Genomic DNA, 14476 nt, shown 5'->3' with positions numbered 1-14476 from the left:
TTTCATAATAATGGCGTGTATCAGGTGGCGACCTGCTCTGCACGAACGGCCCAAGGCCATATTTTCTCAGGAGCTACGCATGAACCTCATTCAGCAGCTGGAACAAGAAGAAATCGCCCGCCTGACCCAAGGCAAGAGCATCCCGGAATTCGCCCCCGGCGACACCGTGGTCGTTCAGGTGAAGGTCAAGGAAGGTACCCGTGAGCGTCTGCAGGCCTACGAAGGCGTCGTGATTGCCAAGCGCAACCGCGGCCTCAACTCTGGCTTCATCGTTCGCAAGATCTCTTCCGGTGAAGGTGTGGAGCGTACTTTCCAGACCTACTCCCCGCTGGTCGCCAGCATCGAAGTGAAGCGTCGCGGTGATGTTCGTCGCGCCAAGCTCTACTACCTGCGCAGCCGCTCCGGCAAGTCCGCGCGGATCAAGGAAAAGCTGGATTACAAGTCCTTCGCTGCGAAGGCCGCTGCTGCCAAGGCCCAGTAAGCTTTTACGACAGCACGAAAAACGGAACCCCTTGGGGTTCCGTTTTTTTTGAGCCTCATTTTTGCGCCATGTTTTCCGCGGCGCCGAGGGTGTCGGCGCTTCGGGCTGCTCCTCAGGCGCTACGCTTGTCGTGCTCGATCAGGGCGTAGGCGGAGTGGTTGTGGATGGACTCGAAGTTTTCGGATTCGACCACATAGGCGTCGATGCGAGCCTCGCGGTTCATCACGCCTGCCACGTCGCGAACCATGTCTTCGACGAACTTGGGGTTGTCGTAGGCGCGTTCGGTGACGTACTTCTCGTCGGGGCGCTTGAGCAGGCCGTAGAGCTCGCAGGAGCCCTGTTCCTCGATCATCTGGACAAGCTCTTCGATCCACAGGTAGCTGTTGGTCACGGTGGTGACGGTGACGTGGGAGCGCTGGTTGTGGGCGCCGTAGGCGGAGATTTTCTTGGAGCAGGGGCACAGGCTGGTAACGGGGACGACGACCTTCATTGTGAACTCGTACTTGCCGCCGGCGCTGATCGTGCCGATAAAGGTGACTTCGTAGTCCAGCAGGCTCTGCACACCCGAGACCGGCGCCGCCTTGTTGATGAAGTAGGGGAAGCTCATCTCGATGTGGCCGGTTTCGGCCTCGAGCTTCCTGACCATCTCGCGCAGCATCGGCTCGAAGGACTCCACCGAGATCTCACGATCGTGGCTGTTGAGGATTTCGACGAAACGCGACATGTGGGTGCCCTTGAAATTGTGGGGCAGCCCGACGTACATGTTGAACAGCGCGATGGTGTGCTGCACGCCTGCCTGCTTGTCCCGCACCTTGATGGGGTGGCGGATGGACTTGATGCCGACCTTGTTGATGGCGATCTGGCGGGAGTCCTCGGAATTCTGGACGTCCGGAATTACGGTGGTGGCGGCGCAGGTGGTCATGAGTGTTCTCAAAAGGTCTTGTTGGGCTTAAGGGAATCGGGGTCTGGTGCCCCTCGATATTTAAATCGTATCATTCCCGACAAAAGCGCTCAACTATTTACCTGATAGGCCTTTTTAATTCTGTCTAGGACAGAAGCTGAGTCCAGGCCGGATTCCGCGAGCAGCTGGGCCTGGTCGCCGTGGTCGACGAAGCGGTCGGGCAACCCCAGCTGGAGCACGCGGACGCGGCTGCCTGCCTCGTTGAGCACACGGCTTACTTCCGAGCCGGCGCCGCCTATGGTGGCGTTTTCCTCGAGGGTGACCAGCAGGTCGTGTCCGGCGGCGAGCTGCAGGATGAGGTCGCGGTCGATGGGCTTGACGAAGCGCATGTTGGCCACCGTCGCGTCAAGCTCTTCGCCCACCTGCAGGGCCGTGCCGAGCATGCTGCCGAAGGCGAGCAGCGCGCAGCCCTTGCCCTGGCGACGGATCTCTCCCTTGCCGATCGGCAGCTCGCTCATCGCCTGCCGGGGCACGCTGCCCAGACCGCTGCCGCGGGGATAGCGTACGGCGGTGGGGCCATCGTGGCGGTAGGCGGTGTAGAGCATCTGCCGGCATTCGTCCTCGTCGGCCGGACAGAAGATGACGAGGTTGGGAATGCAGGCCAGGAAGGACAGGTCGAAGGCGCCGTGGTGGGTGGCACCGTCGGCGCCGACCAGGCCAGCCCGGTCGATGGCCATCATCACCGGCAGGTTCTGCAGGGCGATGTCGTGGATCAGCTGGTCGTAGGCCCGCTGCAGGAAGGTTGAATAGATCGCCACCACCGGCTTCAGGCCTTCGCAGGCGAGGCCGGCGGCGAAGGTGAGGGCGTGCTGCTCGGCGATCCCCACGTCGTAGTAACGATCGGGGTATTCGTGGGCGAAGCGGACCATGCCGGAGCCTTCGCGCATCGCGGGGGTGATCGCAACGAGACGTTTATCCAGGGCGGCCATGTCACACAGCCAGTCACCGAAGACCTGGGTGTAGGTGAGCTTGCCGCCGCCCTTGGCGTCCTTGCCGGTGGCGATGCCGGCGGCGTGGTCGAACTTGGAGACGCCGTGGTAGAGGATGGGGTCGGCTTCGGCGAGCTTGTAGCCCTGGCCCTTGCGGGTGATCACGTGCAGGAACTGGGGGCCCTTGAGGGTGCGCAGGTTCTGCAGGGTGGGGAGCAGGGATTCGAGGTCGTGGCCGTCGATGGGGCCGATGTAGTTGAAGCCGAACTCCTCGAACATCGTGCCGGGCATCACCATGCCCTTGACGTGCTCCTCGGTGCGGCGGGCGAGCTCGATGACCGGCGGCGGCAGGTTCCCGAGGACGCGCTTGCCGATCTGGCGGGCGCCGTTGTAGAGGCGGCCGGAGAGCAACCGGGAGAGGTGCTTGTTGAGGGCGCCCACCGGCGGCGAGATGGACATCTCGTTGTCGTTGAGGATGACCAGCAGGTTGGTGTCGTGGATGTCGCCGGCGTTGTTGAGGGCCTCGAAGGCCATGCCGGCGGTCATCGCGCCGTCACCGATCACCGCGATCGCCCGACGGTCCTCGCCGCGCAGGCGGGCGGCCTCGGCCATGCCCAGCGCGGCGGAGATCGAGGTGGACGAGTGGGCGGTGCCGAAGGTGTCGTAGGTGCTCTCGGAGCGCTTGGGGAAGCCCGAGAGGCCGTGGTACTGGCGCAGGCTGGACATCGCCTCGCGGCGGCCGGTGAGCACCTTGTGGGCGTAAGTCTGGTGGCCCACGTCCCAGACGATGCGGTCTTCGGGCGTGTTGAAGACGTAGTGCAGGGCGATGGTCAGCTCTACCGTGCCAAGATTGGACGAGAGGTGGCCGCCCGTTCGGGAGACGGAGTCGATCAGGAAATCACGCAGCGCGTCGGCGAGGGCGGGGAGTTCGCCGGGTTCGAGCTTGCGCAGGTCTGCCGGCGAGCCGATGCTTTCCAGCAGGTGGGCGCGGGATCTGGCGGGCGGCTTTGAAGAAGGCATTCCGGTTCCGGGTCGTTGGTGGAGGGTGTTGCGTTATCGGCGAAGGGGCGATGCTCAGAACTGACGACGCACGATGAAGCGTGTGAGTTCGGCAAGGCGCTGGCCCGCGTCGCCAAAGGGCGCGAGGCGGTCGAGGGCGTCCTGGCACATCTCTTCGGCCAGCTGGCGGGCTCGCGTGACACCGAGCAGGCTCACGTAGGTGGGCTTGTCGTTGGCGGCGTCCTTGCCGGCGGTCTTGCCCAGGGTTGCGGTGTCGGCCTCGGCGTCGAGGATGTCGTCCACCACCTGGAACAGCAGGCCGATGACCTTGCCCACGTGATCGAGGGTGGCCATCTGCTCATCCGTCAGGGTGCGCCCGCATTGTACGCCAAGGTTGATGGACGCCCGGATCAGCGCGCCCGTTTTGTGGATGTGCATGAACTCGAGCTCGGCCAGGCTGAGCTGCTGGCCGATGGCGGCGAGGTCGATGGCCTGGCCGCCGGCCATGCCGCGGGAGCCCGTGGCCTGGGCCAGCTGGCGGATCATGGCGATCTGGCGCCGGGGGTCGTCGGCGATCGGGGCGTCGGCGACATGCTGGAAGGCCTGGGTCTGAAGGGCGTCACCGACCAGCAGCGCGGTGGCCTCGTCGAACTGGACGTGCACGGTGGGCTTGCCGCGGCGCAACACGTCGTCGTCCATGCAGGGCATGTCGTCATGGACGAGGGAGTAGGCGTGGATCATCTCGAGGGCGCAGGAGACGCGATCGAGGCGTTCCGGCTCGGCGCCGCTCAGCTGGCCGCCGGCATGTACGAGGAGCGGACGCACCCGCTTGCCGCCGCCCAGCACCGCATAGCGCATGGCTTCGTGGAGGCGGGCAGGGGCGATGTCGGCTGCGGGCAAGGCCCGGTCGAGGGCGGATTCGGTGCGTTGCTGGATGTCGGCCATCCATTGGCTGAAGGCGGTCATGGCTGGGTGTCTTCCGGGGGGGCTTCGGCTTCGAGAACGCGGATCGTCTGCTCGGCCTTGGTGAGCAGGCCCTGGCAATGGCGCAGCAGGCCGGTGCCGCGCTGGTAGGCGCTGAGGGCTTGATCGAGGGGCAATTGGCCGTTTTCCATGTCCTGGACAATGGTCTCCAGTTCGGCGACGGCGGATTCGAAGGTGGCAGACTTGGTGGCAGGTGTTTTGACCATGCGGGGGCCGGAGCTGGCGTGAGGCAAACCGTAAAAATAGCCTATCGCCGGGCTTTAGGTCAAACAGCTAATCCTATATACTGCCGCGTTTTACGTTTCGGGCTTTCGCCTTCGATAAGGGGGTTCGGGATGTCTGATATCGCTTCTCAGGCAAATCTTTCGCCGGCTGTCTCCCAGTTGCCGGTCTCGTGGTACTTCGACGAAAAAATCTTCGAGCTGGAGAAGCGTCTTCTGTTTGATGCCGGGCCCGGTTACGTGGGCCACGAGCTCATGGTGCCGGAACCCAACCAGTTCCGCTCCCTTGAGTGGCTGGATCACTCGAAGCTGCTGATCAATCGGGATGACGGTTTTTACCGCATGTCCAACATCTGCCGCCATCGTCAGGCGGTGATGATGCAGGGGGCGGGCGTCGCCGATCGCAACATCGTGTGCCCGGTTCACCGCTGGACTTACAACCCCGACGGCCTGCTGATCGGGGCGCCCCATTTCCCCGACAACCCCTGCCTCAATCTGCAGCGGGAGAAGCTCGAGCGCTGGCAGGGCCTGCTGTTCAAGGGGCCCCGTTCGCCCAACGCCGACCTTGCCGGGATGCAGGTGGCGGGTGAGCTCGACTTCAGCGGCTACAAGCTCGACAAGGTCGAGATCCACGAGTGCAATTACAACTGGAAGACCTTCATTGAGGTGTACCTCGAGGACTACCACGTGGAGCCTTTCCATCCGGGGCTGGGCAAGTTCGTCACCTGTGACGACCTGGCGTGGCAGTTTGGCGAGTGGTATTCGGTGCAGCGGGTGGGGATCACCTCACTGCAAAAACCGGGTTCGCCGGCCTACAAGCGCTGGCATGAGGCGGTGCTCAATTACAACGGCGGCGAGATGCCGAAGCACGGCGCGATCTGGCTCACCTATTTCCCCAACATCATGGTCGAGTGGTACCCCCATGTGCTGGTGGTGAGCACCTTGATCCCCACGGACGTAAACAAGACCACCAACGTGGTCGAGTTCTACTACCCCGAGGACATCCTCGAGTTCGAGCGCGAGTTCGTCGAGGCCGAGCAGGCTGCCTACATGGAAACGGCCATCGAGGACGACGACATCGGCGAGCGGATGGACCGCGGCCGGCTGGCGCTGATGAAGGAAGGGCGCAACGAGGTAGGCCCCTACCAGTCGCCCTACGAGGACGGCATGCAGCATTTCCATGAGTTCTACCGCCGGGTCATGGCACCTCATATTTGACGAGGGCGACGCGTCGAACCAAGCAAAAGGGAGCCATGGGCTCCCTTTTGTTTTGCACTGGCCCGCGGGTGCGGGCCGATTGGTTGAGCTCAGCGATTGCTTTCGCGAACGATCTTCCATTGACCGTTTTCCAGTTCGTACTGGAGGGTCTTGTTCATGACGTCGCGGGTGCGCTTCGAGCCGTAGCGCTGGATGAACTGGGCCTCGGCGGCGCTAGGGGAGAGGCTCCGCACGCTGAGCTTGTCCACCTCGACGGTGATGTTGCTCGCCTTCTCGATGCGCTGCGTACGCTGCTTGGTCCAGGTGCTGAGGTTGCCTTGTTCGGGCTTGAAGCGGGGCGAATAGAAGCTGAGATAGGTCTTAACGTCCTTTGCTGACCACGCGGCAGCCCAGGCCTTGACGAGGGGCTCGATGGCAGGCGTGGCGGCAGCTGGCGGTGTGCCCGAAGCCTGGCTCGCCAGCGGCATGGGAGCGGGGAGCGGCAACTCCGTGGGCTGGGGGCGGCCACGCATGGCGCCGACCGTGTCGAGGGGCTGGGCCGCCGGGAGCTCGGTGCTGCATTGCAGGGTTTCGTCTTCGGCGGGCTCTGTGGCCCCGGCTTCCTCGGGGCCCTGCTTGGCCACCGACGCAAGCTGCATGCTGGGCAGGATGCTGTGGGTCTGGGTGAGGACGCGCAGCTCGGCCTGGGTCAGGTCGTAGCGGGCACGGGCGCTGGCGCGTTTGGCTTCGAACAGTTCGTTCTCGGTGTTGAGCACGTCGAGCAGGCTGCGCTGGCCGATGTCGAACTGCTGGCGGTAGGCGTCGCGGGCTTTCTCGGTGGACAGCTGATGCTGCTCGAGGTACCCCAGCTGTTCCTTGAGTTTCTTGATGTCGTTCCAGGCGATGGCGGTTTGCTGGCGGATGTCGCGGCAGGCCTTGTCGCGCAGGTCGGTGGCGTTGTAGAGCTGCTCGTGGCTCTGGCGGATGCGCGCCTCGTCGGCCCCCCCCTTGAAGAGGTTCCAGTTGAGCAGCACCTGCATGGCGCTGGAGTTGGTTTCGCCGGTGACGCCGAGGAGGTTTCTGTCCATGCCGGTGTTGGCGCGGAACTCGACCGTCGGCGTGTAGTTGGCGCGCTGCACGTCGATGTTGGCCCGGGACGAGCGGATGTTGGACACTGCCGCCCGGAAGCCGGGGTTGGACGTCACGGCCTGGCGCAGGACGTCCTTGTCGGACGGCAGCTTGTCGGCGAACTTCGGTGGCGCCTGCAGGCTGTCGAGGGGGGCCTCGCCGACGATACGCTGATAGCGCTGGCTGACGTCGTGGAGGTTGGAGCTTTCGGTGAGCCAGTTCGATTGTGCGAGGGCGAGACGGCCGAAAGCCTGCTCGAGGTCAACCCGACGGCCCACGCCGGCTTTGACGCGGCGCTCGATCTGGTCGACGGTTTCCTTGTGGATGGCCCAGTTTTCCTGGGCGAGCCTGGCAAGCTCGCGGTAACGGAGCACGTCGAGGTAGGCGCGGGAGGCTTCGTAGGCGATCTCGTCGGTGGTGCCGAGGAGCTCGAAATAGCGCACGGCGCGGGCGTAGCCCAGACGCTTGATGTCGCTCTGGGTGGCGAAGCCGTCGAAGATCAGCTGGCGCAACTGGAGCTGGTAGCCGGGGCGATTGTAGGTGCTGACCGGGCTGATTGGGGTGTCGCGACGCTCACGGCCGGTGTAGCCCTGGAGGTCAACCCGCGGGAAGAGGCCGCCGCGGGCGACGTCCCGCTCGGCATCGGCGGCCTGGTAGTCGTGCAGCCGGGCCATGACTTCGGGGTTGCGCAGGATCGCCTTTTCGACCGCGTCGGGCAGGGTGCCGGGCGTTGCGGCCTGAACTGTCGGCAGGGCAAGGATGGACAGCGTCAGGCTGATGGCAAGCGGGGATGCGTTGAATTTTTTCATCACTATTCGGGTCGGCTGCCTGCGCCAGGGTGCTGATTCAGGTTCCGGGGCTCGGCGTCGGTTGAGGGAGCTGCCTGGGATTTTAATTGCCCAACATGTGCAGGAGTGCGACAGAGTTGGATCTTCTCTTGAGAAATAAATGCAGGGGGTGTTTGTGCTTCAATTTTTTACAAATATTCGTCATTAGGCCAGGATACTCAATTTTTACAGGGCTGCGCCGTAAAGCCAAGCATTGAGCGTTCCCCCCGGACGAGTAACCTTTCGTCATCCGGTTTTCTGCTGCCTGTTCACCCCGGTCTCGTCATTCCAGCCCAGATGCTTTGCCCCCGTTTTCAGCGTTTGTCAGGCTCGCTGCTGCGTTACGGTCGCCGCCGGGTGACGTCGCTGTTGCTCGGGGTGGTGCTGGCGGGTGCTGCGGGGGCGGCGTTCGAGCTCGAGCGGATGCGTCAGACGGCCCTGCAACGCTACGGTGCCGCCGCTGCCGAGGCTGTCGATGGCTGGCGGGCGGCGATGGCCGGCTGGCGCGAGCTTCCCGAGGCGGAGCAACTGCAGCGGGTCAATGAGTTCTTCAACCGGCGGATTCGTTTCGCCGACGACCCGGTGGTCTGGGGGCAGCCGGATTACTGGGCCACGCCCCTCGAAACCCTGGCCCGGGGGAGCGGCGACTGCGAGGACTTCGTCTTTGCGAAGTACTTCAGCCTGCGCGAGCTGGGTGTTGCCGACAGCCGGCTGCGCATGACCTATGTGCGGGCGCGCGTCGGCGGGCCGGCCAGCTCGGTGAGCCAGGCCCACATGGTGCTTGGCTACTACGCGGAGCCGGGCGGGATGCCGCTGGTGCTGGATAATCTCGTGTCGAGCATCAAGCCCGCCAGTGCACGGCCCGATCTGGCGCCGGTGTTCAGCTTCAATATGCAGGGCGTTTTCGTGGGGAGCTCGGAGCAGGCTTCGAGCCCGGTTGACCGGGTGTCGCGCTGGCGTGAGCTGCTGCTTCGGATGCGATTGGAAGGCTACGTGCCTTGAGGGAGCCAAGATGTCGCTGGTGAGACGATTGTGGATCAGTGTGGTGGTGGCGATGGCGGTGGTGCTGGCGGGCGCGTTTGCGGTCAGCCTGATCACCGCGCGCAGCTATTTCGAACAGCAGCTGCAGGCCCAGTCGGGCGACGGTGCGGTGTCGCTGGCCCTGTCCATGTCCCAGCAGAGCAAGGACGTGGCGACCTCCGAGCTGCTGGTGGCGGCGCTCTTCGACGGTGGGCATTACCGGCTGATCCGTTTCACGGATGCGGCCGGGCGGGTGCTCGTCGAACGCACGCAGCCCGACATGGCCGACGGTGTGCCGGGCTGGCTGCCTGAATTGTTGCCCATGAGCGTGCGCCCCGGGCAGGCCATGGTGAGTGACGGCTGGCGCCAGGTCGGCAAGGTGACGGTGGAGGCGGCCCGCGGCTATGCCTATCGCTCCCTGTGGCGCGGGGTGCTCCAGTTGGGCAGCCTGATGCTGGCGATCGGCATGTTCTGGGCGCTGGCGGTGTCGGCCTTGCTGCGCTGGGTGCGAGGCCCGCTCGAAGACATGGCCGAGCAGGCGGAGGCCATCGGCGCCGGGCAGTTCCGCGTGCTCGACGAGCCGAAGGTGCTGGAGTTGCGGAGCATGGCGCGGGCCCTGAACCACATGTCGGATCGCGTGCGCAGCCTGTTCGCCGAGCAGGCGGGGCGCATCGCTGCACTGCGGGACGAAGGGAGCCGCGACGCAGGCACCGGCCTTCTCAACCGCGCCTATTTCAGCGGCGAGCTGCGGCGGGCCTTGTCCGAGGCCGATGCGCCGGCCGAGGGGTGTGTCGGGGTGCTGCGGGTGGCCGATCTGACGGCGCTCAACCAAGCCCAGGGCCGGGCCCGCACCGACGCGTGGCTGGTGGCGGTGGCCGAGGCCCTGCAGGGCTGTGTTGCCGGGGTGGAGGAAGCCACGCTGGCTAGGCTGGGCGGTGCCGAGTTCGGCATCCTGCTGCCGGGGCTGCGGATTGCCGACGGTCAGGCCTGCTTCGAGCGCGCGTGCAGTGCGGTGGCGGCGCTCGACTTGCAGGGTGATACGGGCCGCGGCTTGCGGCTGCATGCGGCGGTGGTGACCTACCGACGGGACGAGGTGCCGGGAGCGCTGCTGGCGCGGGTCGATTCTGCGTTGATGAGGGCGGAGTCGGCAGGCACCCTGGTGGCCGAGGCGGAGCATCTGCCCGATGCGCCCCTCGTGCCCGGCGAGGAGGCCTGGCGGGCGCTGCTGGAGGCTGCGCTGGCGGATCACGAATTTGTGTTGACCGACTATCCGGTGCTGGCCGAGGACGGCCGCCGCCTGGTGCACCGGGAGTGCATGCTCCGCCTGCCCCGGGGCGATGGGGCCGCGGTGCTGACTGCCGGGCAGTTCATGCCGGCAGCGGTGCGGGTGGGGCTGGCGTCGGCCTGCGACCTCGAGGCCGTGCGCCTGGGCATTGCCCGGCTGGCTGAGACGGGCGACCCGATTGCGATCAATGTGGCACCTCGGTCGCTGATCGAGCCGGGCTTCCTGGAGCGTCTGGATGTGCTGCTGGCGGGGGCCGGGGCTGCGGCGAGGCGGATCTCGGTGGAGGTCAGCGAGCGCGGGCTGGACCCCCAGCTCGCCGGTCTGGAGGGCTTGGCCGAAGTCCTGGCGCGGCATGGCGCGCAGCTGGGAATCGAACATTTCGGCCGCCAGCTGGCGGCGCTGCCACGCCTGTACGCGCTGCGTCTGGCGTACCTGAAGCTGGATGGGAGTTTTGTCGCCGGGCTCGACGACAACGCGGGCCACCAACGCCTGGTGAAGGCCATCGTGGATGTGGCCCGTGGGCTTGGGGTGGTGGTGTACGCCGAGCAGGTGCACAGCGCTGCCGAGTGGGCCACCGCGGTGAGCCTGGGGGTGGGCGGGATGACCGGGCCCGAGGCTTCCCGTCGCATGGCGGCTTAGGCAGCGCGCCAGCCGCCCCGCCTTGGAGACGCTGAAACAGATAAAAAAGGCCCCGTGACGGGGCCTCTGCCGGGGTTGCCGGGGGCTGGCTCAGTCGGTGTTGAGCTTGCCGTTGACGAGCAGGTTCTGAATGATCTGCGTGTCGGTGCCAAGGGTGGTGAGATCCACCCCCTGGAGGATCAGCTTCTGGTCGGTGGCGCTGTAGTTTCCGCCGCTGAAGCCGCCGTTGGAGCTGACATTGACGACCGTGTCGGCGCCGATCTTCTCGAAGTGCAGATAGCTCCCAAGGTTGCCGGCCAAGTTGCCGGTGTGGCTCTCACCCTGGAGAAGGTCACGCAGGTCGAGGACGTCGCCACCGCTACTGGCTGCGGCAGTGTTGAAGTCGGTGATCGCGTCGACCGCTGGGGCCGCAGCGGTGCCCGCATCGCCGAGGCTCCACTTGAAGGTGTCTGCACCTGCGCCGCCGGTGAGCGTGTCATGGCCTGCTCCCCCGGCGATCAGGTCGACGCCGTCACCGCCCTTGATGATGTCGTTGCCGGCGCCACCGGAGATGCTGTCGTTGCCGCTGCTGCCCGTGATGCTGTCATTGCCGCTGGTACCGCTGACCTGCTGCGGTGAGCTCAGGGTGATGGTGTTCTCATTCATCCGGCTGGCCGTGAAGAGCACGCGCGAGCTGGCGCTGTCGCCGTCATTGTCGGTCAGAACGTAGGTGAATCCGTCGTTGATGACGCTCGTGCTGACCGAGGGGGGCGGGGTGTAGGTGTAGCTGCCCGTGTCGAAGTCGAGCGCCAGCATGCCGCTGGTTGCGGTTAGCACACGGATCGAATTCGTTGTGGCGTCATAGGTGGCGGTGCTGGTTCCGCCGCTTGCGGTGAGGGTGCCGAGGCTGGTGTCGGGGGTGTAGGTGACCCCGTCGACGGTGATCGAGCTGACATGGCCGCCGTCGCCGCCAAAGCCGGTGCCGTGGAGCGAGCCGGAGAGGATCTCGCCGCTGGCCGTCGGCGGGATGGTCGTCTGCAGGGCGCTGGCCAGCTTGTTGAAGTCGGTGATCACCTGGCTATCGAGGTCGGTGTTGGTGATCCCGTCGTAGGCAATCGGGTCCAGCGGTCCCTGGTCTGCGTTGGAGCCCATTCCCAGGGCGAAGCTGGTGATCTGGTTGGTGGTGAGGAAGCTCTTCCAGGAAGCTTCCTCACTTGGGCTGACGTGCCACAAGTCGATGCTGGGAATGCCGTCCGACAGGAAGTAGGTGATGTTCTGCCCGGATGCCAGCTTGCCGGGCGCCGTAAAGGCGCTCTGGGCTGCCGTGAGCGCCGCGTCGTAATTGGTGGCGCCGCCGGTATCTATGGCACTCAGCAGGTTCTTGGCCTCGGCAACCGAGGTCCATTCGGTACCCTGGATGGCAGACCTGCTACTGAAGGTGACCAGTCTGACTCGCACTTCACCGAGATTGTCATAGCTGTCGAGCAACTGGTTGAGTGCGCTGATGGCGGCCTCTAGGCGGGTGGCGCCGTTGATGCCGTCGTTGATTTGCATGCTGCTGGAGACGTCGAGGGTCAGCAGCAGGTTGGTGTCGATCGGGGCGACCTCAATGGTCTGGTTGATCTGGGCAGCCTGAGGGGCATCGTCTTCGACGGTGATGGTGAGCGTGCTCTGGACGGTGGTGGTGCCGTCGCTGACGTTCACGCCGAAGTCCAGGCTGCGAGCGTCTTCACCGGTGGTGGCCGGGTGGTCGATGGCGCCGGAGAGGGTGACCGTGTAGCGGCCATCGTTGCTGACCGTGGCCCGCATGATTTCCACGCCGCCCGCCGAGCCGATGAGGGTTTGGGTGCCGCTGCCGGTCCAGGTGATCGGCACGCCGGCTGAGCTGATGCTGTCTGCGGGCGCAGACAGGCTGACGCTGAGGGTGTCTCCGTCGATGTCGGAGAGATTGATCATCCCGCTATGGCTCGCTGCGTCGGTGGTGTCGATCGTGCCGAAGGTGTCGGCCTCGCCGCCCGCAAGGCCTTCCTCCGAGACGTTCGCGGTGGTGGCGAGGACGATCGGGGCGTCGTTGGTGCCGGTGACGGTAACCGTGAGGGTGGTGGTGCTGGTGCCGCCCTGTCCGTCGGAGATGGTGTAGGTGAAGGTGTCGGTGGTGGTGGCGCCGGTGGCGAGGCTGTCGTCGGTGGCGGTGTAGGTGTAGCTGCCGTCGGCCTTGAGGGTGAGGTTGCCGTGGAGGCCGGCGATCACGGTGCCGTTGGGGGTGACGTCGGTGTCGGGCGTGCTGCCGGTGCCGACGCGGGTGACGACGAGTGCGTCGGCGTCGGGGTCGATGTCGGCCTTGTCGCCGCCGATGCCGGAGCCGGTGAGGACGTTGCCGCCCTGGGTGTCGTTCTCGGTGACGGTGAGGGTGTCGGGGTTGGCCGAGGGGGCCGGGTTGCCGACGCTGAGGGTGAAGGTCTGGGTGGTCTGAGCGCCGGCGCCATCGGTGACGGTGACGGTGATCGGGTAGGCGCCGCGCACCGAGGCGTCGCTGGCGAGGGTGCCGGTGATGAGGCCGGTGACCGGGTCGATGCCGAGGCCGGGGGGCAGGCCGGTGGCGCTGAAGGTGAGGGTGTCACCGGTGTCGGGGTCGGCGAAGGCGGCGGCGGTCGGGATGGTGACGGGCTGGGCGTCGGTGCCGTTGACGCCGGGCAGCGCGCCGACCTGGACCGGGGCGTCGTTGGTGCCGGTGATGGTGATGACGAGCTCGGCGGTGTCGGTGCCGCCCTTGCCGTCGGAGATGGTGTAGGTGAAGGTGTCGGTGGCGGTTTTGCCGGCGGCCAGCGCGGTGGCGCGGTCGGCGACGTAGGTGTAGCTGCCCTGCGGGTAGACGGTGAGGCTGCCGTAGGTGCCCAAGAGGGGGCTGCCGACCGTGCCGCTGGTGCCGCTGCCGGCTTCGGTGCCGGTGCGAAGGGCGGTGACGGTGAGGGGGTCGCCCTCGATGTCGGTGTCCTTGCCGCTCGGGTCGAGGGCGCTGGCGATCAGGCCGTTGCTGGGGATGGCGTTGAGTGTGCCGTCCTCACGCACCGCCCCCCGGTTGTCGGCGGCGATGGGATTGTCATTGACTGTCGTGACCTCGATCGTCACGGTGGCCAGGGGTGAGCTTGCCCCTTCGCCATCGGTGGCGATGAACTGGAAGCTGGTGTTGCCGTACCAGTTGGCGTTCGGTTTGAAGTACAGGCTGGCGGCGCCGCTCGTGGCAGGCAAGAGGGTGCCGGGGAGCACCGGCTTGGTTATCGCTGCATCGAGGTAAAGGGCTCCGTTGGTGGGCAGGTTGGCCAGGCTGAAGCTCACCACCGTGCCGTCCACGTCGCCACCACCGAGAGTGACGGGGATCGAGGCCGCGTCCTCGGCGCCGGTGGCGCTGGCATCGACGGCGGTGGGGGCTTCATTGGCACCGTTGACGTTGATGGTGACGATGTGGGTGCTTCCGTCGTTGGTGTTGACGGTGAACTGCTCGATGCGCACGTCGTTTGTACCGAGTGCCTGGACGGCCGGGTCGCTGTTGTTGAGCGTGTAGGTCCAGTTGCCGGCGGCGTCGATGCTGAAATTGCCGTAGGCGCCCGGAGCGATGGCTGCGGTGAACTGGGCGGGGCTGTCCACGTCGGTGGCGAGCAACTGGCCACTGGCGCTGAGGGTGGCGTCTTCGGTGACGGTGCCTAAATCAGGGCCCGTGATCACGGCGCCATCGTTGGTGCCGGTGACGGTAACCGTGAGGGTGGTGGTGCTGGTGCCGCCCTGGGCGTCGGAGATGGTGTAGGTGAAGGTGTCGGTGGTGGTGGCG

The 14476-nt window shown here is 65.7% G+C and carries 10 protein-coding genes; 4 read left to right on the top strand and 6 right to left on the bottom strand.

Going from position 1 to position 14476, the window contains the following annotated elements:
* Positions 1-79 precede the first annotated feature (79 nt).
* Positions 80-481, top strand: coding sequence for a 50S ribosomal protein L19 (gene rplS, locus ZRA01_RS11510; RefSeq protein ID WP_141352303.1), 402 nt, complete (start codon positions 80-82; stop codon positions 479-481).
* 112 nt (positions 482-593) lie between these two features.
* On the opposite strand, the gene folE2 is transcribed toward rplS, so the two are convergent.
* The 4 genes from folE2 to xseB all read right to left on the bottom strand — a co-directional run bounded on the left by folE2 (position 594) and on the right by xseB (position 4560).
* A complete protein-coding gene (gene folE2 / locus ZRA01_RS11505; RefSeq protein ID WP_141352301.1) occupies positions 594-1403 on the bottom strand; it encodes a GTP cyclohydrolase FolE2 in 810 nt (269 codons plus the stop codon).
* Positions 1404-1492: 89 nt separating this feature from the next.
* On the bottom strand, positions 1493-3391 hold the full coding sequence (gene dxs, locus ZRA01_RS11500; protein ID WP_141352299.1) for a 1-deoxy-D-xylulose-5-phosphate synthase: 1899 nt from the start codon (positions 3389-3391) through the stop codon (positions 1493-1495).
* 54 nt (positions 3392-3445) lie between these two features.
* On the bottom strand, positions 3446-4336 hold the full coding sequence (locus ZRA01_RS11495) for a polyprenyl synthetase family protein (RefSeq protein ID WP_141352297.1): 891 nt from the start codon (positions 4334-4336) through the stop codon (positions 3446-3448).
* Positions 4333-4560 carry an exodeoxyribonuclease VII small subunit gene (gene xseB, locus ZRA01_RS11490; RefSeq protein ID WP_141352295.1) on the bottom strand — a complete coding sequence of 76 codons (228 nt, stop codon included), beginning with the start codon at positions 4558-4560 and terminating at the stop codon, positions 4333-4335. The genes ZRA01_RS11495 and xseB overlap by 4 nt, the downstream gene beginning before the upstream one ends.
* A gap of 129 nt (positions 4561-4689) precedes the next feature.
* On the opposite strand from xseB, the gene ZRA01_RS11485 reads away from it, so the two are divergent.
* Complete coding sequence (locus ZRA01_RS11485; protein WP_141352293.1) at positions 4690-5793, top strand: aromatic ring-hydroxylating oxygenase subunit alpha; 1104 nt, start codon at positions 4690-4692, stop codon at positions 5791-5793.
* 89 nt (positions 5794-5882) lie between these two features.
* Here ZRA01_RS11485 and ZRA01_RS11480 read toward each other — a convergent pair whose 3' ends face one another.
* A complete protein-coding gene (locus tag ZRA01_RS11480) occupies positions 5883-7709 on the bottom strand; it encodes a TolC family outer membrane protein (RefSeq protein WP_141352291.1) in 1827 nt (608 codons plus the stop codon).
* 375 nt (positions 7710-8084) lie between these two features.
* Between ZRA01_RS11480 and ZRA01_RS11475 the strand changes: the two genes are divergently transcribed.
* Together ZRA01_RS11475 and ZRA01_RS11470 are read left to right on the top strand one after the other, a co-directional pair.
* The gene (locus ZRA01_RS11475) at positions 8085-8729 is read left to right on the top strand and encodes a transglutaminase-like cysteine peptidase (protein ID WP_246093646.1); all 645 of its coding nucleotides are present in this window, start codon (positions 8085-8087) and stop codon (positions 8727-8729) included.
* Between the two features lie 10 nt (positions 8730-8739).
* Positions 8740-10671, top strand: a complete 1932-nt coding sequence (locus tag ZRA01_RS11470) for a bifunctional diguanylate cyclase/phosphodiesterase (protein ID WP_141352287.1) — start codon at positions 8740-8742, stop codon at positions 10669-10671.
* A gap of 90 nt (positions 10672-10761) precedes the next feature.
* Here the strand turns inward: ZRA01_RS11470 and ZRA01_RS11465 are convergent.
* The coding region (locus ZRA01_RS11465; protein ID WP_141352285.1) for a cadherin-like domain-containing protein at positions 10762-14476 on the bottom strand (3715 nt) is incomplete at its 5' end.

It is taken from the genome of Zoogloea ramigera (assembly GCF_006539865.1).
Classification (GTDB): domain Bacteria; phylum Pseudomonadota; class Gammaproteobacteria; order Burkholderiales; family Rhodocyclaceae; genus Zoogloea; species Zoogloea ramigera.
This window is presented reverse-complemented; position numbering and strand designations above follow the sequence as displayed.